This window comes from Mesorhizobium sp. M0923, from assembly GCF_040319365.1.
Lineage (GTDB): Bacteria > Pseudomonadota > Alphaproteobacteria > Rhizobiales > Rhizobiaceae > Mesorhizobium.
The window spans coordinates 347458-371244 of record NZ_JAMYNW010000005.1 but is presented as its reverse complement, the minus strand read 5'-3'; the positions used below and the strand labels follow the sequence as shown (position 1 = coordinate 371244).

The window sequence follows — 23787 nt, the reverse complement described above, 5'->3', positions numbered from 1 at the left end:
CCTTTTTTGTTCATCCTCCGTTCAGATGGAAAGTTCCATGAATGGGCTCTTCCCTGGGTATTCTGGGCGTGGGGCCTGAATCTTAGGAGAGTGCGATGAAACCGCTCTTTTTATCTTCCGTCAGATCCGGGCTGATGGCCCTCGGTCTGATAGCCGGCCTCTCGGCCCCCTCGCTTGCCGGGCCGATGCCCAAACCCCTGCTGCCGGTGGCGGGCAATGCCGCCGACATCGTGCAAATTCGTGAAGATTGGGCAGGCGGCAACGACAGGCAGATCTGGCGTTGGCGCCATCGCGGCTTTCGGCAATGGCACGGCGACAATGATTGGAGATGGCGGTCCAACAATTTCCGCGGCCGTCATTTTTCGAGACACTGGGACAATGGCGGCTGGGACGACAGCTGGCGTAGGCGCCATCATCGCCGCCATTACCGTGGCGGCTACTATGATGATGGTGGTGCGGGCGCCGCGATTCTTGGCTTGGGCCTGGGGCTCGGCCTTGGCAGCCTGTACAACAACTACAACTACTACGACGCGCCGCCACCGCGGCGCTATTACCGGACACAGCGGCTGTCCAGCGCGCATGTCCAATGGTGTTACAATCGCTACCGGTCGTACCGCGCCTGGGACAACACGTTCCAGCCCTACAACGGCCCGCGCCAGCAATGCTATTCGCCCTATAGCTGAGCAGGCCGACAACAAGCATCATTCGGCGCCGTGCTTCGCGGCGCCTTTTTCTTTCAGCCAGGAATCGCGAAAATCGTCCAGCCTCCACCAGCGATAACGCTATTTTTATCAGCCAGGTCTAATAATCCTCCCGATCAGAACGCCCGAGACGCGAAAGATCGCTGGATTGCGTACGATGGCCGAGGACGAACAGAGGGACAAACGCCGGCAGCGCGTCTTGAAGGGCGCGGCGATCCTGACCGGCATGACCAACTCCGAGGTCACATGCACGCTGCGCAACATGCATGCCGGCGGTGCCGAATTGAAGGTCTCGATCGACGCGCGCGTGCCCGATGAGTTCCTGCTCTACGTTCCAACCGACGGCATTGCCTACAAGGCGGAGGTCCGCTGGCGCCGCGAGGACCGAATTGGGGTGATGTTCACCGGCACCGAACCAAAGCCCAGCTGGCACTACGGTTGAGGTTCCCGGCCCTATCCGGGTGGCAGGACTTGCAGTGTCTGCTCGTCAAACAGCGGCTCCTCCTGGCCAACGCGAATGAACAGAAGCTTTCGCAGCTCGGGTGATTGTACCTCGAAATACTGAATGCCGTCCGGGGCTTCGCCCCATTCGCCGCATGGCGGTTCGCCGACCTCGTCAGGGTCTGCAACGGCTTTCAATTCACTGAGATAAACGGCATCGGGACTGAAGACATACCGCAGGGTGCCCGTGGGCGTGACCCCTTCGGTGTAAGGCATGAGCACGCAACGTGTGCTGACAGCCTTCTCGGTCTTCTGCGAGTATATTCGCTGCAACGCGGCGCCAGCGGCCTCGCCCGGCAGCATATCGAAGACTTCGACGACGGGATCGGCCGGCCCGCCATCGCTGTATTTGATGGCAAGAGCATTGCCGCCAAGCTCGAAATGGATCTGGCGGAATCCGAAATCGCAGCGCTGTACCCAGGCAGCCAGCCCGACATCTCTGTCCGCCAGCCGTTCCCAGGTGCATTTGTCGACAGGCGGACGCGACGGCTTGCTTTGGTCGGCACGCGCCCCGATGGCCATGGCCAGAAGGACCGGCACGGCGCAGATGCAGGCCGGCAGTCTCTTGCTATTCATCGCTGCAACCCGGCAAGGTAAAGGCATCCCAGGCTGAACCATCGGGGTTGGCTTTGGCGAAATCGGGCCATTCGGTAAAAATCGCGCCAAAGTCAGGCGGCAGCAACCCTGTTGGTGCCGGCGAGGCTTCGAGGGAGCTCAACTGCTCGGCACCGCCTGCGTTGAACGCATAGACCTGCCCATCCCACACTCTGCACAGCCCGGTGCCGTCCTCGAGACCCGCCTCACGATCGTCGTCGTTGCAGGTGTGCCGAATCGTCCCCACAGGAAACGAGTACTTGCCATTGGTCCAGGTGATGTCCGATGGCAGGCGAATGGGGGTATTGGGCACGATCAGCGAAAAGACCTCTGTCGTCAGCGCGGCCGGTTCGCGGTCGATGGGCCGGAACTGTATCGTCGCTCCCGAACGCGGCTCGCGATAGGTCGCGTGGCTGAGCGAACATTCTGTCGCGTTCGCTGCTTGCAACAGGCTCAGCATGCTCAGAAAAATAGCTGCTGCTTTGCGGATGATCATTTGAGTCCCTGGAGCAGCAGCATTGTGAAGTTTAAGCATCGATGCTTTAGCATGGCCCGAGGCCCGGTCGAAAGAAAGAAATCGATGATGCGAAATCTCTTGATGCTCATTTCGATCTTAACATTTTCGTGCGGCAGCGCCTTTGCCACGGAACCCTATGTGGGCACATGGTCCCGGGACAGATCGAACTGTACCGCCGTCGCGGATGTTCAACGCCAGACTGTTTACACATTGTACCCTGAGGCACTGTCGGTTCCTGCTTTCGGCTGCGAACACGCAACGTTTCGCAAGATATCCACGGGCTGGGTGGCGCGGGCCAGCCAATGCTACGGTTCTGATCCCACGATCGAAGAGCCGTTCTCGCGTCTCGTCCATATCGTTGGCAATGGCACGACGGTGAGATTGACCTGGCCTGGCTTCGACAGCGGAGTTCTTGTCAGATGCTGACGACAGGTGCCTTCTTCCGCTGGATATGCAGCATCTAGAACAGCAGCTTCAGATTACGCCTACCAGAAGCGCGGCTCCACCAAGGAAGCCAGCGGCGCAGATCCACAGTAGCCAAAGCCCACGCACCCTGCATTCGAGAACGGCTGCAGCCGGATTGGCGGGATCGTAGTAGACCTCGACCTTGTCGCCCTCGAGGTAGCGCTGCGATTGACCGCTGACGAGGCTCGGCAGCGACGCCGTCACGTTTGCGCCGAAAGCGATGCGATCGGCGGCGTAGCGCTGGCCGGCAACGCTATAGCTGTAGACGATGCGGGATTTGAAAACTGTGTGCCAAGGCCGATAGCCGCCTCCGGACCTGTCGCGGGTCTCGACTTTCTGCAGGCCCGAGGCGTCGATGCGTCCTGCCGTGATGGGCCACTTGGCCGCCTGTTCCGCAAGTGACTTCTGGGCAAAGCCCATGCGCAGGACAAACAATCCCATGAAAAGCAGCAGGGCCGCGGCGCCGAGGTTCTGCGGCTTGGGCAAAAACGGCCGGATCGCTTCCAGGACGCCGCCAACGGAGAAGACCAATACCAGCGCGCCGACCACCAACCCGGCCGAAAGCTGGACCATGAATTTGAAGGAACCGTCGGGCATGGTGCGTTCGATCACGGCCTTGGCTGGATCGGCCGGATTGTAGAAGACGGTTACGCCGGCCCCGTTTGGAAATTTCGCAAGGGTTTCCGCCACCGCAAAGTTTCCAAGGTTCTCCTGCACGCTGTAGTGCGAACTGCGAAACTTCTTGCCGTTCACCTTGTATTCGAAGGTGATCGCCGGGAAGTTGCGCATCTCGGTCGACCCTCTGCTGTCCGAACCGGATCCCGAACTGGTCACCTCGCGAGCCTCGACCCGCGACGAGATGATCTTTCCCTGCGTCGGAGACCAGCGGCTGACCGCCCTCACCTCCCACCACTTCAGCAAGGTGACGAGGGACAGCATGCCGGCAACCGCGCCGGCAAACCCGACCAACAGAAATTTGAGTTCCAACGCTCACCCCCTTGGCCATTTTGTGCCATGCCCTGCACACGCATACCACGACAGCGGGAATAGCGCGCCTGCTGAGAAATCAACGCAAAAAGGCCGGCGGATCGCTCCGCCGGCTTTCTTGATCGACAATGAAATTGCGATCAGTTCTTGGCCTTGTCGACCAGCTTGTTCTTGGAAATTCCCACGCGCCCGCAGGGCGAAGCCCGAGGACGCGTAACGAAACGAACGTGGATTTCCTTCAGTTCTTGGCCTTGTCGACCAGCTTGTTCTTGGAAATCCACGGCATCATCGCGCGCAGCTTGGCGCCGACTTCCTCGATCTGGTGGCTGTCGTTGTTGCGGCGGATGCCCTTGAAGCGCGACATGCCGGCGCGGTATTCCTGCATCCATTCCGAGGTGAACTTGCCAGTCTGGATGTCCTTGAGCACGCGCTTCATCTCGGCCTTGGTCTCGGCGGTGATGATGCGCGGACCCGAGACGTATTCGCCCCATTCGGCGGTGTTCGAGATCGAATAGTTCATGTTGGCGATGCCGCCTTCATAGATCAGGTCGACGATTAGCTTGACCTCGTGCAGGCACTCGAAATAGGCCATTTCCGGCGCATAGCCCGCTTCCACCAGTGTCTCGAAACCGGCGCGGATCAACTCGACCAGACCGCCGCACAACACCACCTGCTCGCCGAACAGGTCGGTCTCGCACTCCTCGCGGAAATTGGTCTCGATGATGCCCGAACGGCCACCGCCGACGCCGCAGGCGTAGGAGAGCGCCAAATCGAGCGCATTGCCCGAAGCGTCCTGGTTGACCGCGACCAGGCACGGCACGCCGCCGCCCTTCTGGTATTCGCCGCGCACCGTGTGGCCCGGGCCCTTTGGCGCGATCATGACGACGTCGACCGAGGCTTTTGGCTCGATCAGGCCAAAATGCACGTTGAGGCCGTGGGCGAAGGCGATCGCCGCGCCGTCCCGGATGTTCGGCGCGATCTCTGATCTGTAGATGTCGGCCTGCAGCTCGTCGGGCGTCGCCATCATCATCAGGTCGGCCCATTTGGCGGCATCGGCCACACTCATCACCTTGAGCCCGTCGGCCTCGACCTTCTTCGCGGTCGCCGAGCCGGCCTTGAGGCCAATGGCGATATCCTTGACGCCGGAATCCTTGAGGTTGAGCGCATGCGCCCTGCCCTGGCTGCCATAGCCGATGATGGCAACCTTCTTGCCTTTGATCAGGTTGAGATCGGCGTCGCGATCGTAATAGACACGCATTTTTCTTCCTTCCCGTTTTGAATTCAGAGGCCCTGCGGCCCGGTTTTTGCCCCGTAAAGAGCGAGAAACTGCTGCGTCGCCCGGACGGCATCGCCGCCGATCGCCGCATCAGTCAATTCCAGCCGGTCGCCGAGCAGCAGGCGGATCTGCACGTCGCGGGCGACCAGCCCGAAAAAGGTGCGGAAAGCCATCTCAGCGTCGGAAAACTCGAGGAAACCAGCTTCCTTGCCTGCCTCCAGCACCGGCTTCAGCCGCCTGGCCAGCGCGAAGCGGCCGTTCTCCAGCACGATGGCGCCGAGATCGTCCTTCCCCGAACTAGCATGGCCGACCGCCACCCGGTTCAGCGCGATCGAGGTGTCGCTCGAAATTACCCTGAGCCAGTCCGAAGCGAAGCGTTCGAGGCTCGCCGTCAGCGAGGCAAGATCGAGTCCCTTGCGGTCGACCGGCACTACCCGCACCTTGGACGCCTGCCATTGCACCGTTGCCGTCAACAGCCCGTCGCGATCGCCGAACCATTTGTAGAGCGTCTCCTTCGAGCAGCTCGCCCGCCGCGCCACGGCGGTCATGGTCAACTGATCGCCCTCTTCGACCAGCAGGCGAAGGGCGGCGTCGAGCACGGCCTTCTGCCGCTCCGTCAGCGTCTCGCTGGTGTCGATGTCGGTCACAGCGTGCAACACAGTCTTTCCTCAGGAGGCGAACTCACCCGCAGTTCAGATACGAACTCGACCGCGTACCGTACGTTACGGTTCGGCTTTATGGCGTATTGCCCGACCCGGCGCAAGCCTTATTTCTGTAGCTTGCTCCATGCGGGGCATTACGGGAGACACGGATCATGCTCGCCGGATTGCTTGCCTTGACCGTTGCCGCTGTGTTTGCAGGCGCGGCTATCTACGTCAGCGTCGCCGAACAGCCGGCGCGGCTTCGCCTCGATGACAAAGCATTGCTGCAGGAATGGCAGCCTTCCTACAAGCGCGGCGCCGCCATGCAGGCCTCGATCGCCGTCATCGCCTGTATTCTGGGCCTCGTCGCGTGGTGGCAGACCGGCAATCTCGCTTATCTGGCCGGCGCCGTGCTGATCATCCTGCCTTGGCCATGGACGCTGCTGGTGATGATGCCGGCAAATCGGCTGCTGGAGGTGATGGACGCTAACACCGTCAATCCTGAGGCTCGGACAATGATCGTCAAATGGGGCAATCTGCATCTGGTCCGCGTCGGGCTTGGGGTTCTGGCGACATTGGCATTCCTTTGGGGCAGTGCCTGACCTCGCAGATCCGCGCCATCTTCGGCACGAAGGCGTGTCACGCCAGGGCGGGCGGATCTCGCAGGCGCCCAAGCAGAGCCGACAGCGTGTCCAGATCATCGTTGGAAAGCTGGGAGCCGACCAACTCCGATATCGAGCGGCCGTAGACGACCCACATGCGGCGGCGCGTCTCGCGCCCCTTGCCGGTGATGCGGATGGTTTGCCCGCGGCCGTCATCGGCAACTGGAAGCTTCTCGACCTGCCCGTCGGCTTCGAGCCGCGCCAGCAGCCGCGAGATGTTGTATTGCGCAAACAGGGTGCGCTCGGTGAGTTGGAACGGCCGCAATCCGCCCTCGCCCGCCTCGGCAAGCTCATGCAGCACGTCGTACCAGGCAAGCGGCGGCAGGCCACTGTCCTTCAGCGCGTCCTCGGCTCGTTCCAACAACTGGCGCGAAACCCGCATCAGGCGGGCCCAGGCTTTGATTGCTGGAGGTGAAGGAATCCCGGTCATGATTACATCGTAGGCGATAGATGCAACTGCATCAAGCTTGACGATCGATGCAAATGCATCTATATAGATGCAATCGCATCAATCATGAGAGGCAATTCCGATGAAGCATGAAATCTGCAGGATCGCCGACATTCCGGAAACAGGCAGCCTGATCGCTCCGTTTTTCGGCCGCGAGGTCCATGTCTACGGCAGCGGCGAGCGTATCCGCGCCGCCGCCAACGTCTGCCTGCACTTCGGTGGCCCGCTCGACTGCAAGGACGGCAAGCTCGTCTGCCAATGGCACGGCGCCTCGTTCGACATGGCGAACGGTGATCGCCTCGAAGGCCCAGCGCCGAAGGGCTCCCGCCTGATGTTCCTCTCCACCCGCGTCGAGAACGGCGCCTTGAACTATGTCTGGGGAGAGTGAGATGACCGACAAGCTCATCCTCGTCAGCCACCATGTTTGTCCCTATGTGCAGCGCGCGGCGATTTCGCTTCGCGAAAAGGGCGTGCCGTTCGAGCGCATCGCCGTCGATCTCGCCAACAAGCCTGCCTGGTTCAAGGCGATATCGCCGCTCGGCAAGGTGCCGCTGCTTCGCGTTGAGCATGACGGCCAGGAAACGGTGATCTTCGAATCGCTCGTCATCCTCGAATTCCTCGAGGAAACCCAGCCCAATCCGCTGCATCCCACCGATCCCTATGCCCGTGCCCGACATCGCGCCTGGATCGAGTTTGGCTCGGCAATCCTCAGCGCCATCGGTCGCTTCTATTCAGCGCCTACGGAAGCCGCGTTGCTCGCCGAAAGCGAGGCGCTATCGGCGGTGTTCGATCGCCTGGAAGTGGAACTGGCGAATGGCGCGGTTGGGCCGTGGTTCGCCGGTGAGCGCTTTTCACTGGTCGACGCGGTCTACGGGCCGATTTTCCGCTATTTCGACGTCTTCGACCGGATCGGCGATTTCGGCATCCTGGACGGAAAGCCGCATGTCCAGGTGTGGCGCGAGGCGTTGCGCAAACGCCCATCCGTGAAGGACGCGGTCGCTCCCGATTATCCGCAACGCCTCCATACATTCCTACAGGCGAAGGGCTCGCACCTTTCGGAAATCATCCGCCGAAACGATCCGGCCACCGGGCTTCCGCAAGCCCGATCGGCTTGAATGGATTGATCACAGTGCCGGTAATCATCGAGGCAAGGATATTCGTTTCCGGCGGAATGCTTGCCACTGGCCACCAGCCTGTCGCGGACGCAAGCCTCCAGCGCAGTATCGATACGTCCGTTCCGATGAGCGCGTAACTGATCGCCGCGCCGGCAATCGCGATGTCCAGAGAATTGCCCATTTGCCCGACCCGACCCAGGCCGGACAATCCTTCAGCGTTGTCGCTAAATCAAGCCGCTGTCTCGGCCTTGAGACTCAGCCTTCGGCAGCATCGAAAACCTTCCGCGCCTCGCGTACAGCGCCGTGATTGAGCTCGGCCCATTGGATCAGCTGGTGCAAGGGTCCAAACATCGAGCGCCCGAGATCGGTGAGGCTGTATTCAACGCTCGGCGGTTTGGTCGGAAAAACCTCGCGATGCACATAGCCGTCGCGCTGCAGATCGTGCAGCGTCTGGGTGAGCATGCGCTGTGAAATATCGGGCACGAGGCGCCGCAACTCGCCAAAGCGGTACGGCTTCTCGGCCAAGGCCTCCATCAGCAGCGAACTCCATTTGTTGCTTATGCCCTGGATCACGTCGCGAACCGGGCAATCCGCAAGGTTTCCGCCACCGCTGCCTGCTTTGTAGATCTCGAGCTTCGATCTCAGATTGACGATCTTGCCGTCCATGGCTGGTTCCCTGGCTGTGCCTACCTCCCGCAAAACTGCCTTCTTTACGAGGATGGGTCAATTCCTATTTTAGTGCTGGTCTCTTTTTGAGACTAACATATGCACCCGCCGCTCCGGCGCAACGTCAGGACCTTTCATGACCGACACCCTTCTCGTCACCGGCGCCTCCGGCCAGCTTGGCCGCGGCGTCATCAATCATCTGCTTGACACGCTCAAGGTCTCCCCTCAGCGCATCATCGCCGCTACCCGCAATCCGGAAAATCTGGCCGATCTGGCAGCCCGAGGCGTCACCATCAGGACGGTCGACTTCGACGACACCGCATCGTTGGCCAATGCATTTACCGGCGCCGACAGGGTTCTGATCATTTCGACAAACGAGCTCGCCATTCCGGGCAAGCGCCTGAAGCAACATGAGACCGCGGTCGCCGCCGCAAAAAGCGCGGGTGTTTCGCATCTGCTCTACACATCGATGCCCAATCCGGAGCCAGGATCGCCGGTGCTGTTTGCGCCCGATCACCACGGCACCGAGCAGGCGATCAAGGCGAGCGGTATCCCCTCCACCATCTTCCGCAACGGCTGGTATCAGGAGAACCTGTTCCTGGCGCTGCCGCACGCCATCGCCTCTGGGCAGTGGTACACGTCCGCTGGAGACGGCCGCATTGCCCACGGCGCGCGCGACGATATGGCTGCCGCGATTGCCGCCGGCCTCGCTTCGAGCGCAACCGAAAGCACGACATACACGCTGACCGGCCCCAAGGCCCACACGATGGCCGAAATTGCAGCCCTCGTCACCGAGATCACCGGCAAGCCGATCGAAGTTGTCCAGCTTTCGGATGAAGCGCTGACCGAGGGATTGAAGGCAGCCGGCGTTCCCGAGGCTTTCGCCCCCGTTATCGTTTCCTTCGATACCAACACCCGCTCCGGTCGCATCAGCATGGTGACCGACGCGGTCGAGACGCTGTCCGGCAGGAAGCCGCAGCCGCTGAAGCAATTTCTTGAAGCAAACAAGGCGGCTCTGGTGAGCTGAGCCTCACAATGGCCGTGCCCTCAAGGGGCACGGCCGTTTGTTTAGATAGCCACCTGCGTCCCGATCTCGACGACGCGTCCGGTCGGGATCTGGAAATATTCCGTCGCATCGGCCGCCGAGCGCGCCAGCCCGATGAACAGCTTGTCCTGCCAGACCGGCATGCCGGAATTGGGCGATGCCTTGAGCGAGCGCCGCGACAGGAAGAAGGATGTCGTCATGATGTCGAACTTCCAGCCCTGCTTGCGGCAGATCGCCAGCGCGCGCGGGATATTGGGCTGCTCCATGTAGCCGAAGGTCAGCGTCACCCGCATGAACAGCTCGTTGACCGTCTCCATCTTGACGCGCTCGCTGTCGGGCACGACAGGCTGCGGCGCCGTCACCACCGAAAGGATGACGTTCTGTTCGTGCAGCACCTTGTAGTGCTTGAGGCTGTGCATCAGCGCCGTCGGCGCACTCAGCGGATCGCTGGTCAGGAACACTGCGGTGCCCGACACCAGATGCGGCTTCTTCTTCAGCAGATTGCCGGCGAGGAAATCCAGCGGGATCTCGTTCCGGCGGGTCTTTTCGAACAAATAGCGGGTGCCGCGGATCCAGGTCCACATGGTCAGCACAATAACTGCGGCAATGGCAAGCGAGGACCAGCCCCCTTCAAACACCTTGACTATGTTGGCTGCAAAGAAGCCGGTATCGACGAAGGCGAACACCGCCATCAAGGCGACCGCGACGCCGAGCGGCCATTTCCAGATGCGCGTCATTACAACAAAAAGCAGTATGTTCGTCACCAGCATGTTGCCGGTCACCGAAATACCGTAGGCCGAGGCCAGGCGGCTGGATTCGCCGAAGCCGACCACCAGCAACATCACCACCAGCGCCAGCATCAGGTTGATGCGCGGCAGATAGATCTGGCCCGACTGTTTTTCCGACGTGTGCTGGATGACGAAACGCGGCAGCATGTTGAGCTGCACCGCCTGCCTGGTCAGCGAGAAAGCGCCGGAGATCACCGCCTGGCTGGCGATGACGGTCGCCGCCGTCGCCAGCACGACCATCGGAATAAGCGTCCAGCCCTGGTTCATCTCAAAGAAGGGATGGCCGACAACACCGCCATTTGCGAGCACGAAGGCACCTTGCCCGACATAGTTGAGCAACAGACAAGGGAACACAATTGCCAGCCAGGCGAGCACGATCGGCTTGCGGCCGAAATGGCCGAGATCGGCATAGAGCGCCTCAGCGCCGGTGACGGCGAGGAAGACCGCACCAACAGTGACGAAGGCGACGTCGGGCGAGTTGACCAGGAACGACACGATGTAATGCGGGCTGATCGCCAGCAGGATTTCCGGATCGGCGATGATGTGGTTAATGCCGGAAAGGCCGATGGCCAGGAACCACAGCGCCGTGACTGGCCCGAACACCAATCCTACGCCGCCGGTGCCGAACCGCTGTACCGCAAACACGATCGCCAGGATGGCCAGCGTCAGCGGCACCACATAGGGCTGGAATGTCGGCGTGACGACATTCATGCCTTCGACCGCCGATAGTACCGAGATCGCCGGCGTAATGACTGCGTCGCCGAAAAAAAGCGCCGCGCCGACAATGCCGATGCCGAGGATCACCGCCGAGCGCGTCGGGAAACTGTTGCGCGCCAGCGCCATCAGCGACAGCACCCCGCCCTCGCCGCGATTGTCGGCACGAAGCACGAACATGATGTATTTGATGGTGACGGTGATCGTCAGCGACCAGATGATCAGCGAGAGTACGCCCAGGATGTCGCCACGGTTGGCGACGTTGCCGCCGGCTGATGCATGCAACGCCTCTCGGAATGCATAGATCGGGCTGGTGCCTATATCGCCGTAAACCACACCGAGTGCGCCCAGCATCAGCACCTTGGTGCTGTGCTGCTCGACCTCAGAATGGCTTGATTGTTCGACAGGTTCTGCCTCGTTACCAGCATTGGCAAGGGCCATGGACGACACTCCGATAAGCGGGCGGTGCTCTACGCTTGCTGCGCTGCAATATCAAGTGCCGTCACGTAATGGCTCCGTCCCGATATTGCGAGTCGTCCACGACTTGGCAGACTCAGTCCCATCGGCAGACTACCTGGAATGTCGCAACGGACACGTTTTTAAATAGCCACCTGCGTCCCGATCTCGACCACGCGTCCGGTCGGGATCTGGAAATATTCCGTCGCATCGGCCGCCGTGCGCGCCAGCCCGATGAACAGCTTGTCCTGCCAGACCGGCATGCCGGAATTGGGCGAGGCCTTGAGCGAGCGCCGCGACAGGAAGAAGGATGTCGTCATGATGTCGAACTTCCAGCCCTGCTTGCGGCAGATCGCCAGCGCACGCGGGATGTTGGGCTGCTCCATATAGCCGAAGGTCAGCGTCACCCGCATGAACAGTTCGTTGACCGTCTCCATCTTGACGCGCTCGCTGTCGGGCACAACCGGCTGCGGTGCCGTCACCACCGAAAGGATGACATTCTGCTCGTGCAGCACCTTGTAGTGCTTGAGGCTGTGCATCAGCGCGGTCGGCGCGCTCAGCGGATCGCTGGTCAGGAACACTGCGGTGCCCGACACCAGATGCGGCTTCTTCTTCAGCAGATTGCCGGCAAGGAAATCGAGCGGAATCTCGTTCCGGCGGGTCTTTTCGAACAAATAGCGGGTGCCGCGGATCCACGTGGACATGATCAGCCCCATGGCGCAAGCGACTGTTATCGAGACCCACCCGCCTTCGAGGATCTTGACGATGTTTGCGAGGAAAAATCCGGTATCGATCGTGCCAAACAGCAGTGTGAGCGCCGCCGCCAGTGCAAGCTGCCATTTCCACCGGAACCGCATCACGACAAACAGCAGGATGGTTGTCATCAGCATTTCGCCAGTCACCGAAATGCCATAGGCGGAAGCCAGCGAACTCGAACCGCCAAAGCCGACCACCAGCAACATCACGCCCAGCGCAACCACCAGATTGACGCGCGGCATGTAGATCTGGCCGGATTGCATTTCGGACGTATGCTGCACCTCGATGCGCGGAAGCAGATTGAGCTGCACCGCCTGGCGGGTCAGCGAGAAAGCGCCGGAGATCACCGCCTGACTGGCGATCACGGTCGCTGCCGTGGCCAGCCCAACCATGGGCATCAGCGCCCAATCAGGCAGCATCTGGAAGAATGGATTGGTGGGTTTGCCGCCGTTGGCCAGAACGAACGCGCCTTGTCCGAAATAGTTGAGGAGCAGACAAGGGAACACCACGGAAAACCATGCCAGCACGATCGGCCTGCGCCCGAAATGACCGAGGTCGACATAGAGGGCTTCGGCCCCGGTGACCGCCAGGAACACCGCCCCGACCGTGACGAAGGCACCGGTGGGCGTATTGGCCAGATAAGCGACCGCGTAATAGGGATTGATCGCCAGCAGGACCGACGGGTCGTCCAGCAGATGGTACACCCCGGCGGCGCCGATCGCCAGGAACCACACTGCCGTCACCGGTCCGAACACGGCCGCCACCCTGCCGGTGCCAAAGCGTTGCACGGCAAAAAGCATTGCCAGGATGACCAGCGTGATCGGAACCACATAGGTTTCCAGCGTCGGGGTCACCACTTCCAGGCCTTCGACCGCCGAAAGCACGGAGATGGCCGGCGTTATAATGGCGTCGCCGAAAAACAGCGCCGCGCCGCACAGCCCGATCCCCAGGATGAGCTTGGCTCCATTGGGATAAGCGCTGCGCGCAAGCGACATCAGCGACAGCGTGCCGCCCTCGCCCTTGTTGTCGGCTCTGAGAACGAAAGCGACGTACTTTATCGTGACGATGATCGTCAGCGCCCAGACGATAAGCGACAGCACGCCAAGGACGTCGTTGCGGGCTACCGGTCCCGACGATGCGTGCAGCGCTTCCCGAAATGCATAGATTGGGCTGGTGCCGATATCGCCGTAAACCACGCCCAGCGCGCCCAGCATCAGCACCTTGGTGCTGTGCTGCTCGACGGTGGAGTGGCTGGATTGCTCGATGGGTTCTGCCTCGCTACCGGCGTGAGCAAGGGCCATGGACGACACTCCCATAGACGTGCGGTGCTCTATGCTGCGGGGTGGAAAGGACGCGCTGCCATGCCGGGAACGCACGGCCTATCGGCTCGCCTCTCTCTACCAGCCACAAGCCTTCAGAAACCGCCTGACCGTTGCGGCCATGCCATACTCCAACGCATCGGCTGTCAACCCATGTCCGATCGACACTTCGGCCAATGCCGGGATGCGCCTGGCCAGTGCCGGCAAATTGCTCACCACAAGGTCGTGCCCGGCATTGACCTGGAGCCCTGCAGCAAGTGCGGCATCCGCCGTCTTTCCCAATTTCTCCAATTCCTTCGCCGCTTTTGCCGAATCGGAATGATAGCTGCCATATGGACCCGTGTAGAGTTCGATCCGGTCGGCGCCGGTGTCGCGAGCGGCTTTCACGCCATCGGGATCCGGATCGGAAAAGAGCGATACGCGAAAGCCTCCCTTCTTCAGGCGCTTGACGACCGGTGTCAGGAACGCAGCCCCGGCGGCGAAGTTCCAGCCATGGTCGGAAGTCGCCTGCACCGGGTCGTCGGGCACCAGCGTCACCTGTTCCGGCTGATGCTTTTCCACAAGCGCCAGGAACTCCTCGGTCGGATAGCCCTCGATGTTGAATTCCGCACTCGGGAACTCGTCGTCGATCAGCGCCCTGATCTCAGGCAGATCGGAATGCCTGGTGTGCCGCTCGTCGGGTCGCGGGTGCACCGTCAGCCCATGCGCACCGGCGGCAAGGGCGATGCGTCCGAGCCCCGTCACGCTTGGCCACGGCAGGTCGCGCCGGTTGCGCAGCATGGCGATGGCATTGAGGTTGACGGAAAGCTTTGCAGGCATTTGCACGGTTCCAGGCTGATCTCGGCGCGCATCTATAGCGCCTTTAAGGGGAACAGACAGAGGGTTTCAGGTGTTCCAGGGGAACGAAGAAAATCGAGCGCAAGGAGTTTCCTGTTGAATTTTCTCGATGCCGTGCCGGCGATCCGCCGCATCGATACCGATCGCGAAGACCTCTTCGCCATCGATGTCGTCGGCCATGTCGCAGCGGCTGATGCCGAAAACCTGTTCGGATTGCTGGAGGCAGCCTACGCGCTGCACACGAAAATCGACGTGCTGGTGCGCCTGATCGATCATGAGGGTGTCGACTGGACCGACGTATCGGACGAGACGATCGAACAGGGCATAGCTCACGCGGTGGAGCATATCGGCCGCTGCGCGGCGGTCGGTGAGCCGAACTGGATAGCGGAGGCAAGAGCCTTCTTGCCAGCCTCTTTGCCTATCGAACTCCGGCATTTCGAGGCTAAGGACGAAACCGCCGCCTGGGAATGGCTTGGCGCCAGACCGATCGCCCAGCGCTGATACGGCCGCCCTATCGGACGATCGTCAGCCGTTCGGCCGCGCGCGTGATGGCGGTGTAGAGCCAACGCTGCCGGGTTTCCTTGAATGCCCAGCTTTCGTCGAAAAGCACGATCTCGTTCCACTGCGACCCCTGCGCCTTGTGCACGGTCAGCGCGTAGCCATAATCGAAATCGTCGAAGCGCTTCTTCTGCTGCCAGGGAATGTCGGCGTCCGGATCTTCGAACGCCGCCTTGAGCAGTTTGATCTTGGCGACGCCGCGATCCGGATCGTCTTCCTCCGGCGAGACCAGCAGATTGATGCCGGGCTTGACCGTCTCGCGCGACGAGGTCATCACCTTCCACAGCGAGCCGTTGAGCAACCCCTTGGCTGGATCGTTGCGCAGGCAGACCAGCTTGTCGCCGGCTTGCGGATAATCGGCGTTGAACCCCTTCAGCTCGCGCAGCCGCTGATTATAGCGACGGCGCGTGCGGTTGGTGCCGACCAGCACCTGGTCCGCCTTCAGCACCAATTCCTGGGTGACGTCTTCCTTGCCGATCACTTGCGCCGCGCCATAGTCGCCGCGCATGAACTCGCGGCCCTCGCGCACATCGAGCGCAAGCCGGATGATCGGGTTGTCGCGCGCCTGGCGATGGATTTCGGTGAGCAGAATGTCCGGCTCATGGTCGGTGAAGAAGCCGCCGCCGGAGATCGGCGGCAACTGGCCGGGATCGCCAAGCACCAGGATCGGCGTGCCGAAGCTCATCAGGTCACGGCCAAGCTGCTCGTCGACCATCGAGCATTCGTCGATGACGACGAGCTTGGCCCGCGAGATCGGGCTCTGCCGGTTGAGCGAAAAGGTCGGCGACATCGAGGTTTTGCCGGTCACCTCGTCCGCTACCGATTCCTCGCCTTTCGGCCGGTAGATCAGCGAATGGATTGTGCGGGCATTGACCGCGCCCTTGGAACGCAGCACCTGCGCCGCCTTGCCGGTAAAGGCGGCGAACTGCACCTGGCCGTCGACATGCTCGGCGAAATAGCGCGCCAGCGTCGTCTTGCCGGTGCCGGCATAGCCGAACAGCCGGAACAGCTGCGGCTTGCCGGCTTTCAACCAGCCGGCCACCGCCTTCAGCGCCTCGTCTTGTTGAGGGGAGAATTCCATCAGCGCGACAGACCGGATTCGCGAGGGAAAGACAAGGTGACTGCCGTCACCATCAACTTCATCGCCTGCAATTACGCTGCTGCGACAGGGCCAGGCTATCAGCGACGAAGAGGAACGTAAAGAGAACAACGCCGGGCGACGACAGCTTACCCAGCCCGCTGTGGATCGTTCTCCAGCAGGATCGGCTTGCCATGCGGCGTAGCATGCGCGGCCCGTTCCCAGGCAGCAGCAAGGCTGTCGACGTCGCTCCTACCGGCAACGCCTTTGGCCGAAAGCAGCTTTTCTAGCGCGGCCAGCCAGTGCTTGTAATAGTCATGACCGTCGCGCGCGGCGCCCGGCCGCTTCACCTCGGCCGACAAGGCGTCCGCCCATTCGCTCCACGAAAACAGCCCGTTGTCGTGTAGCGCCACCGTCATGGCGAAGGCCTCTGCTTGCCACGGCTGGGCGAAGACTGGCGCCTCGACACCGGCGGGCAGCGCGATGGCGACTGAGCCCGTCTCACGCCGCTTCAAGATAGCTCTCCCAGGCATCGATCGACACGACAAGTGTCGGGTCGGCGCCCTCGCCCCAGATTTCGCTGCCGGTGAAGGCCACCGTATAGACCCATTGCGGGTTTTCGCCCTGGCCGTGCGCATTGGTGTCGGGAAAAACGAAGCCGTCACGCATGGCCTCGATGACGCCTCGCTTGCCACGCGCGTAACGCGGCAGCCTGGTGTGGCCGGTCGGATGAAAGTTCTTGGTTCGCACGAGGTCGCCTGCCTTGAATCGCGGCGGGACGGCGACCGGCCGGTCGCAAGGCCCGCCCTTGGCCAGCACCGCCGAAACGTCTTGCGCCTTCAGGACCCGCTTGGGTGTCGCTACCGGGTCGACCGCATCGCCCCTGGCCAGATCGCGGTCGCTGACGAAACCATGGCGTTTGAGTAACACCTCCAGCGCCTTGATCCAGATTTCGTAATAACTCGACGCATAGTAGTCGGCCGGGTGCAGCGATTCCCGCGCGTGCCGGCTCTCGTCGATGTTCCAGGCGCCCATGGCGCCGGCGCACAACGTCACGCCCAGCGCCCGCCTTTCCCAATCGGCATGGAAATAGGGTTCGTCCTGTTCAGGCGCGACCGGCCCGAAACCCATCTGGCCGCCGAGATCCTGCGGCCCGTTCATGCCGGTTCCCGCGCCAGCGCCGTGCCGATCATGGCATCGCGCGTCACCAGATCGGCGAGCCGCGCCTCATCCCAGCCCTCTGTGTCCCTGGGCCGCATCGGCACCACCAGATAGCGCAGCTCGGCGGTCGAATCCCACACCCGGATTGCCGTCGTCGCCGGCAAGGTCAGCCCGAATTCGTCGAGCACGCCGCGCGGATCGATCACCGCGCGCGAACGGTAGGGCGGCGCCTTGTACCAGACCGGCGGCAGGCCGAGCACCGACCATGGATAGCAGGAGCATAGCGTGCAGACGACGAGGTTGTGCGTGTCGGCCGTGTTGAACACCGCCTGCATGTGTTCGCCTTGCCGGCCGGTGTGGCCGAGCGATTCGATGGCCGCCGTCGCATCACGCTTCAGCCATGCGGCAAACCCGGGATCAACCCAGGCCTTCGCCACCACCTTTGCGCCGTTGCGCGGCCCGACCTTGGTTTCGTAGGTATCGACGATGACGTCGATCGCCGCTGGATCGATCAGCCCCTTGCGGGTGAGAATCGTCTCCAGTGCGCGCACACGCGCCGCAAAAGCATCAAGCTCGTTGTCGTGGTCGTGATTGTGCAGCATGGCATCAAATTACGATCGCGGACCTCCGGCCGCAAGCACCACGGCTTGGGCCAGTGCTATTCGGCTGCCGCCTTCTGCGGCACCGGTTCTTCCTCGTCGTCGAACAGTGACGGCTGGTCGACCGCCTCGACCGGGCTCGGCTCGCCCCGGTGCCCCGCCCATACGCTGACGAGCCAGCCGGAAAAATGCTCCATGTAGACGTAGATGACGGGCGTGACGAACAGCGTCAGTGCCTGCGAGGCGACAAGGCCGCCGACCACCGCCACGCCGAGAGGCTGGCGCAATTCCGCGCTGGCGCCGGTGCCGAGCGCGATCGGGATGGTACCCATCAGCGCGGCAAGCGTAGTCATCATGATCGGCCGGAAGCGCATCAGGCAGGCCTTGTGGATGGATTCGACAGGCGACATCCCCTCGCGCCTGAGTTCCAGCGCCACGTCGATCATCATGATGCCGTTCTTCTTGACGATGCCGATCAGCATCAGGATGCCGATCACCGCGATCACCGACAGATCCATCCCCGCCAGCCGCAACGCCACCAGCGCGCCGAGCACCGCCGATGGAAGCCCGGTCAGGATGGTGAGCGGATGGATGAAGCTCTCATAGAGCATGCCGAGCACGATATAGATGGTCAGGATCGCGCCGCCGATCAGCAGCCCCTGGTTGGAAAGCGAATCCTGGAACGTCTTCGCCGTGCCCGAGAAGGCGGTCGAGATCGTCGGCGGCATGCCGATCTTGTCCTTCAGCGCGTTGATGTGGCTCACGCTGTCGCCGAGGGCCACGCCCTGCGGCAGATTGTAGGAGATGGTCACAGCCGGAAGCTGGCCGAGCTGGTTGACGGTCAAAGCACCGGCGGTCCGATCGACGCGAGCGAACGCACCGAGCGGCACCAGGCTGCCGCTCGCCGTTCTCACCTTGATGGCCAGCATCCGCTCGGGCGACCACTCGATCTTCGGGTCGAGCTCCATGATCACGTCGTAGCTGTCGGCCGAGCCGAAGATGGTCGACACCTGCTGGGTGCCGAAACCGCCATAGAGACTGGAGCGCAGCGTGTCGGTATCGACGCCGAGGTTCGCCGCCTTGTCGCGGTCGATCACCAGCGTCGCCTGTAGCGCGTTGTTCTGCAGGTCATTGGTCACGTCGGTGAAGGCGGCATGATCGGCGGCCATTGCGTCCGTCAGCCTTTGCGCCCAGACGTTCGTCAGGCCGGTATCGAGGCCCTGCACGGCAAGCTGGTAGGCACTCGCCGAAGAACGCGCGCCGAGCCGCAGGTTCTGCACCGGCTGCATGTAGGTTTCGATGCCGGGCACATTGGCAAGCTGGCGCCGCAGATCCGAAAGCACCTTGTCGATGTTGGGGCGCTGGTCCTTGTCCTTCAGCTGCACAAAGAGCTGGCCCTGGTTGAGCGCATTGTTTCCGCTGCCCGCCGACCAGCCGACATGCGCGACATAGGGCGAATGGGTGAAGACATCAGCCACTTGCCCCTGCAGCTTCACCATGGCGTCGAACGAAATGTCCTGGCGCGCGATGGTCGTCACCGAGACCTGGCCGATATCCTCCTGCGGGAAGAAGCCCTTCGGCGATATCTGGATCAGCCACACCGACAGCCCGGCGGTTACCAGGAAGACAAGGAAAACCAGGAAATTGTGGCGCAGGCAGAATGTCAGCAGCCGGTCATAGCCCCGCATGAAGACGTTTTGTCTATGGCCTTCACCGTGCGCTGCTTTCTGCTCGGCTTTCGATAACGACAATAGCCGCGAGCACAGCATCGGCGTCAGCGTCAGCGAGACGAACATCGATGCCAGGATGGCGACCGTCACCACCACCGCGAACTCGTTGAAGATGCGCCCGATCACGCCGCCCATCAAAAGCACGGGAATGAACACGGCGACCAGCGAGATCGAGATCGAGATGATGGTGAAGCCGATTTCGCGGGCGCCCTTGAGCGACGCCTCCATTGCCGAGAGCCCATCCTCCTCCATATGCCGGAAGATATTTTCCAGCATGACAATGGCGTCGTCGACGACGAGGCCGACCGCCAGCGTCAGTCCCATCAGCGAGATGTTGTCGATGGAAAAGCCGAACAGGTACATCACGCCCAGAGTGGCGATGAGCGAAATCGGCACCGCCACGGCCGGGATCACCGTCGCCGTCACCCGGCGCAGGAACAGGAAGATCACCATCACCACCAGCGCGATAGTGAGCAGGAGCGTGAACTGCACGTCGTCGACCGCCTCGCGGATCGATGTCGAGCGATCGTTGAGCAACTGGATGCTCGCAGCTGCCGGCATCTGACCCTCGAAGGAAGGCAGCATCGCCTTGACGCGGTCGACGACATCGACGGTATTGGCATCCGGCTGACGCTGCACCGCCATGATGATGGCGCGGGTGCCGTCATACCAGCTTGCCGTCGTCGTGGTCTCGACCGAATCGATGACGCGGGTCACCTCGCCGAGCCGCACCGGATGGCCGTTCTTGGTGGCGATGATGATGTTGGAGAATCCCGCCGCGTTGGTCAGCTGCGTGTTCGCCGTGATGGTCAGCTGCTGTTTGTTGTTCTTGAGCACACCGAGCGGCGTGTTGCTGTTGGCCGAGGCAATGGCCGTCTGCAGCTGGTCGATCGAGATGCCGCGTGCGGCGAGCGCCGTCGGATCGATCTGGACGCGGACGGCATATTTCTGTTGGCCGTAGATCGAAACCTGCGCAACGCCGTCGATCGTCGACAGCGACGGCGAAATCACATTCTCGGCAAAGGCATCGAGATCGGTCAGCGGAATGGTGTCGCTGACCAGCGACATCAGCAGGATCGGCGCGTCGGCTGGATTGACCTTGCGATAGCTCGGCGGGCTGGTCATCTCCGGCGGCAATTGTCGTTGCGTGCGTGCGATCGCCGCCTGCACATCGGCGGCGGCTGCATCGATGTCGCGGTTGAGCACGAACTGAATGGCGATCGAGGTCGTGCCGAGCGAATTGGTCGTCGAGATCGAATCGATGCCGGCGATAGTGGCAAACTGCTTGATCAGCGGCGTTGCCACCGAGGTCGCCATGGTTTCCGGCGAGGCCCCAGGCAGCGAGGCCGAGACGTTGACAACCGGAAATTCCGCGCTTGGCAGCGCCGCGACCGGCAGGAATTTGTAAGCAAATAGCCCGCCCAGAACCAAGGCGAACGACATGAGCAGCGTGGCGACGGGCCTGCGGATGCAGAATTCGGAAATCATGGCTGTGTTCCGCCCGTCCTGTCGGCCTCCGCGACCTTCGGAGTCGCCTGGTCGTCGGTACCGGTCGAGGCCTTGCCTTCGCGGACAGCCGCGCCGTTTTTCAGCTTGGTCTGGCCTTCGACGACGACACGCTCGCCGCTTTCCAATCCTTGGCTGATCGCGGTGTTGGCGCCTTCTGTCAGCGCGACCTGCACGGGCCGCATTTCAACGGTGTTGTCCGGCTTGATCACATAGACGAACGGCCCCTTCTGGCTGGGCTGGACGGCGACCGTCGGAACGGACGTCATTTGCGGCATGATGCCGGCATCGAGCACAACATTTACATATTGGCCCGGCCACAGCGAAAGATCGGCGTTGGGCACGCTGGCCCGCGTTGCGATGGTGCCGGATGCCGTGTCCACGCTGGAATCGACGAAATCCAGCGTTCCCTTGCCGATCGGCTTCGGGTCGCCGTCCTTGGTCAGCGTCACCGCGCCTTGCTGCGGCGCCGCCAGCGCCTTGTGCAGTAAGGCAAGATCGCTTTCCGGAAGATTGAAGTTCACCTGCAGCGGGTCGACCTGCGTGATCGTCACCAGCGGCGTCGACGTGCTGCTGCCGTTGCTGGTGGTGACGAGGTCGCCGACCGCGACGCTGACCGCGCCAAGCCTGCCGGAAATCGGCGCTTTGATCGTGGCAAAGCCAAGCTGGACCTCGTCCGCATCGATCGTCGCCTTATCGGCGTCGACAGTGGCCGCGGCGGATTTCTGCGCCGCGACGGCCTGATCATAGGTCTGCTGTGTTCCGGCCTGCCTGGCGACGAGATTTTTGGCGCGCTGAAGATCGGCCGTGGCGCTGGCAAGCAGCGCCTGGTCTTTTGCGAGCGTCGCCTGATCGCGTGCCAATTGGGCCTTCAATGAGCGATCGTCCAGCGAGAACAGAAGGTCGCCGGCCTTCACCATCTGTCCGTCCTTGACCGCGATTGCGACGATCTGGCTTGAGACCCGTGCGTTGATGCTGACCACGGCGGGAGAGGACACAAAGCCGATGGCATAGCGCCGGACCGGGAAATCGGCCGTCGAGGCGGTGGCGGCAACCACCGAAGTCGAACGCGCGGCATTTGCCGCTGCAGCGGGCTTGTCCGCCGCCGCCGTCGTCTGCTTCGCCGACAGCATCTGCTGAAGACCGCTCATTGCGGTGGGCGAATGATAAAGCCACGCCGCCGCGGCAACGCAGGCTGCAGCAATCACCGCAAATACGATCTTTCCGCGCATCGACAAAAGGCCTCTCGATCCGACACGCCGCTATCCGGTGGCCGCAGTCTAGCTCAACTCGCAGCCTCTTGCCGCGCTTTTGCCAGATAATAGAGAATGCCGAAGGCGAAAAAGGGCCAAAAGCCGTCATTACGAAGATTTAATGTGCAGTGCACAATAAAACGGCAGCTAACGCAGCATCGGCCACAGCGTCGCCGCAAGCATCACGCCCATGGCGATGTTGAACCATTTGAGCCGCACCGCATCAGCCAGAAAACCGCGCAGCGCCATGCCGAAACCGGCCCAAGTCGAAATGCTCGGCAGCATGACGACGGCGAAAGCGGCCGCGATCAGCACCACGGACACAAACGGGCGTTCCGGATTGGTATAGACGGCCATGGCCGTAATCGCCATCACCCAGGCCTTAGGATTGACCCACTGGAAAGCCGCAGCCTCGATGAAGCGCATCGGCTGGCCCTTCGCCTCGCCTTCGACGCCGAGCGAGCGCGACATGGCGATCTTCCAGGCCAGATAAAGCAGGTAGAGGCCGCCGGCGATCTTCAACCCGGTATGCAGCACCGGAAAGGCCGTCAACACGGCCCCAAGCCCGAAGCCTACGGCAAGCAACAGCACGAGGAAGCCGAAGCCGATGCCGAGCATGTGTGGCACGGTCTTGACCAAGCCGAAGTTCACACCCGAGGCCAAAAGCATGAAATTGTTCGGACCCGGCGTGATCGAGGTCACGAAGGCATAAACCAGCAGGGCGAAGAATGCGTCGAAGGTCATGCCGTTCCCCTAATCAATGCGAGCAGGACGATTACATCCCCTGCGGGCCGCGGTTCATCGCCGCCACTCCGGTACGGCAGATTTCGACCAACCCGAGCGGCTTCATGATGGCGATAAACTGATCGAGCTTCGAACCCTTACCGGTGATCTCGAAGATGAAATGCTCGGTGTTGGCGTCGATGACGCTGGCGCGGAATGCATCGGCGAGCCTGAGCGCCTCGACGCGGGATTCGCCGGTGCCGGCGACCTTGACCAGCGCGAGCTCCCGCTCCAGTGGCCGCTCCTGTCCGAATTCCTGCGATCGCACAGTGAGATCGACGACACGATGCACCGGCACGATGCGCTCGAGCTGGTGCTTGATCTGCTCCAGCACGTGCGGCGTGCCGCGCGTCACGATGGTGATGCGCGACAGGTGCTTTTCGTGCTCGGTTTCCGAGACCGTCAGGCTCTCGATGTTGTAGCCACGTCCGGAGAACAGGCCGATGACCCGGGCAAGCACGCCCGGCTCGTTGTCGACGAGGACCGAAAGCGTGTGGTTCTCTGGTTTTTCCGTCTCCTTGGCGATGAAATAGGCGGAGCCGGTCGGTTGCAACTGTGCGTTCATGACATGAATCTCGATTTCAAACTTTTGTGCTAATCTGCTGTTTCCGCACAGCTTCCTTGAACCAGG

Annotated in this window: 25 protein-coding genes; 7 read left to right on the top strand and 18 right to left on the bottom strand. The window is 61.9% G+C overall.

Going from position 1 to position 23787, the window contains the following annotated elements:
- Positions 1–95: 95 nt before the first annotated feature.
- On the top strand, positions 96–683 hold the full coding sequence (locus tag NKH89_RS11845; protein ID WP_352483023.1) for a BA14K family protein: 588 nt from the start codon (positions 96–98) through the stop codon (positions 681–683).
- Between the two features lie 175 nt (positions 684–858).
- Complete coding sequence (locus tag NKH89_RS11840; protein WP_352483022.1) at positions 859–1143, top strand: PilZ domain-containing protein; 285 nt, start codon at positions 859–861, stop codon at positions 1141–1143.
- A gap of 11 nt (positions 1144–1154) precedes the next feature.
- Here NKH89_RS11840 and NKH89_RS11835 read toward each other — a convergent pair whose 3' ends face one another.
- The 5 genes from NKH89_RS11835 to NKH89_RS11815 form a co-directional block, all read right to left on the bottom strand.
- Entirely contained in the window at positions 1155–1778 is a 624-nt protein-coding gene (locus tag NKH89_RS11835) for a hypothetical protein (protein ID WP_352908908.1), read from the bottom strand.
- Positions 1771–2292: a hypothetical protein gene (locus NKH89_RS11830; RefSeq protein ID WP_352483018.1), complete on the bottom strand. Its 522-nt coding sequence runs from the start codon at positions 2290–2292 to the stop codon at positions 1771–1773. The genes NKH89_RS11835 and NKH89_RS11830 overlap by 8 nt, the downstream gene beginning before the upstream one ends.
- 495 nt (positions 2293–2787) lie before the next feature.
- The gene (locus NKH89_RS11825; protein WP_352483017.1) at positions 2788–3765 is read right to left on the bottom strand and encodes a DUF3592 domain-containing protein; all 978 of its coding nucleotides are present in this window, start codon (positions 3763–3765) and stop codon (positions 2788–2790) included.
- Positions 3766–4003: 238 nt separating this feature from the next.
- The gene (gene ilvC, locus NKH89_RS11820) at positions 4004–5023 is read right to left on the bottom strand and encodes a ketol-acid reductoisomerase (protein ID WP_352483016.1); all 1020 of its coding nucleotides are present in this window, start codon (positions 5021–5023) and stop codon (positions 4004–4006) included.
- Between the two features lie 23 nt (positions 5024–5046).
- Complete coding sequence (locus NKH89_RS11815; protein WP_023720781.1) at positions 5047–5700, bottom strand: TetR/AcrR family transcriptional regulator; 654 nt, start codon at positions 5698–5700, stop codon at positions 5047–5049.
- Positions 5701–5855: 155 nt separating this feature from the next.
- Between NKH89_RS11815 and NKH89_RS11810 the strand changes: the two genes are divergently transcribed.
- Positions 5856–6284 (top strand): anthrone oxygenase family protein, encoded by a 429-nt coding sequence (locus tag NKH89_RS11810; protein WP_023720782.1) that lies wholly within the window; start codon positions 5856–5858, stop codon positions 6282–6284.
- Positions 6285–6321: 37 nt separating this feature from the next.
- Here NKH89_RS11810 and NKH89_RS11805 read toward each other — a convergent pair whose 3' ends face one another.
- On the bottom strand, positions 6322–6774 hold the full coding sequence (locus NKH89_RS11805; RefSeq protein WP_023720783.1) for a MarR family winged helix-turn-helix transcriptional regulator: 453 nt from the start codon (positions 6772–6774) through the stop codon (positions 6322–6324).
- Between the two features lie 100 nt (positions 6775–6874).
- Between NKH89_RS11805 and NKH89_RS11800 the strand changes: the two genes are divergently transcribed.
- Both NKH89_RS11800 and NKH89_RS11795 read left to right on the top strand, forming a co-directional pair.
- A complete protein-coding gene (locus NKH89_RS11800; RefSeq protein WP_023720784.1) occupies positions 6875–7180 on the top strand; it encodes a Rieske (2Fe-2S) protein in 306 nt (101 codons plus the stop codon).
- Position 7181: 1 nt separating this feature from the next.
- Entirely contained in the window at positions 7182–7907 is a 726-nt protein-coding gene (locus NKH89_RS11795) for a glutathione S-transferase family protein (RefSeq protein WP_352814673.1), read from the top strand.
- A 255-nt stretch (positions 7908–8162) separates the two neighbouring features.
- Here NKH89_RS11795 and NKH89_RS11790 read toward each other — a convergent pair whose 3' ends face one another.
- Positions 8163–8573, bottom strand: coding sequence for a winged helix-turn-helix transcriptional regulator (locus tag NKH89_RS11790; protein ID WP_023720786.1), 411 nt, complete (start codon positions 8571–8573; stop codon positions 8163–8165).
- A 136-nt stretch (positions 8574–8709) separates the two neighbouring features.
- On the opposite strand from NKH89_RS11790, the gene NKH89_RS11785 reads away from it, so the two are divergent.
- Positions 8710–9600: an SDR family oxidoreductase gene (locus NKH89_RS11785; RefSeq protein ID WP_352908905.1), complete on the top strand. Its 891-nt coding sequence runs from the start codon at positions 8710–8712 to the stop codon at positions 9598–9600.
- 41 nt (positions 9601–9641) lie between these two features.
- On the opposite strand, the gene NKH89_RS11780 is transcribed toward NKH89_RS11785, so the two are convergent.
- The 3 genes from NKH89_RS11780 to NKH89_RS11770 all read right to left on the bottom strand — a co-directional run bounded on the left by NKH89_RS11780 (position 9642) and on the right by NKH89_RS11770 (position 14470).
- Positions 9642–11561 carry a potassium transporter Kup gene (locus NKH89_RS11780; RefSeq protein ID WP_352483013.1) on the bottom strand — a complete coding sequence of 640 codons (1920 nt, stop codon included), beginning with the start codon at positions 11559–11561 and terminating at the stop codon, positions 9642–9644.
- Positions 11562–11719: 158 nt separating this feature from the next.
- Positions 11720–13633, bottom strand: a complete 1914-nt coding sequence (locus NKH89_RS11775) for a potassium transporter Kup (protein WP_352483011.1) — start codon at positions 13631–13633, stop codon at positions 11720–11722.
- A 96-nt stretch (positions 13634–13729) separates the two neighbouring features.
- Positions 13730–14470, bottom strand: a complete 741-nt coding sequence (locus NKH89_RS11770; protein ID WP_023720789.1) for a pyridoxine 5'-phosphate synthase — start codon at positions 14468–14470, stop codon at positions 13730–13732.
- A gap of 114 nt (positions 14471–14584) precedes the next feature.
- Between NKH89_RS11770 and NKH89_RS11765 the strand changes: the two genes are divergently transcribed.
- Entirely contained in the window at positions 14585–14989 is a 405-nt protein-coding gene (locus tag NKH89_RS11765) for a SpoIIAA family protein (protein ID WP_023720790.1), read from the top strand.
- Between the two features lie 10 nt (positions 14990–14999).
- On the opposite strand, the gene NKH89_RS11760 is transcribed toward NKH89_RS11765, so the two are convergent.
- From NKH89_RS11760 to ilvN, 8 genes are all read right to left on the bottom strand, one after another.
- A complete protein-coding gene (locus tag NKH89_RS11760; protein ID WP_023720791.1) occupies positions 15000–16127 on the bottom strand; it encodes an ATP-dependent DNA helicase in 1128 nt (375 codons plus the stop codon).
- A gap of 146 nt (positions 16128–16273) precedes the next feature.
- The gene (locus tag NKH89_RS11755) at positions 16274–16639 is read right to left on the bottom strand and encodes a nitrile hydratase accessory protein (RefSeq protein WP_352483010.1); all 366 of its coding nucleotides are present in this window, start codon (positions 16637–16639) and stop codon (positions 16274–16276) included.
- The gene (gene nthB / locus NKH89_RS11750) at positions 16626–17285 is read right to left on the bottom strand and encodes a nitrile hydratase subunit beta (RefSeq protein WP_352483009.1); all 660 of its coding nucleotides are present in this window, start codon (positions 17283–17285) and stop codon (positions 16626–16628) included. The genes NKH89_RS11755 and nthB overlap by 14 nt, the downstream gene beginning before the upstream one ends.
- A complete protein-coding gene (nthA, locus tag NKH89_RS11745) occupies positions 17282–17887 on the bottom strand; it encodes a nitrile hydratase subunit alpha (protein ID WP_023720794.1) in 606 nt (201 codons plus the stop codon). The genes nthB and nthA overlap by 4 nt, the downstream gene beginning before the upstream one ends.
- 56 nt (positions 17888–17943) lie before the next feature.
- Complete coding sequence (locus tag NKH89_RS11740) at positions 17944–21102, bottom strand: efflux RND transporter permease subunit (protein ID WP_352483007.1); 3159 nt, start codon at positions 21100–21102, stop codon at positions 17944–17946.
- Complete coding sequence (locus tag NKH89_RS11735) at positions 21099–22352, bottom strand: efflux RND transporter periplasmic adaptor subunit (protein ID WP_352483005.1); 1254 nt, start codon at positions 22350–22352, stop codon at positions 21099–21101. Before NKH89_RS11735 ends, NKH89_RS11740 begins: the two co-directional genes overlap by 4 nt.
- 168 nt (positions 22353–22520) lie before the next feature.
- A complete protein-coding gene (locus tag NKH89_RS11730; protein ID WP_352908903.1) occupies positions 22521–23117 on the bottom strand; it encodes a LysE family translocator in 597 nt (198 codons plus the stop codon).
- 31 nt (positions 23118–23148) lie between these two features.
- Positions 23149–23721 (bottom strand): acetolactate synthase small subunit, encoded by a 573-nt coding sequence (gene ilvN, locus NKH89_RS11725; protein ID WP_023720797.1) that lies wholly within the window; start codon positions 23719–23721, stop codon positions 23149–23151.
- Between the last annotated feature and the right edge of the window lie 66 nt (positions 23722–23787).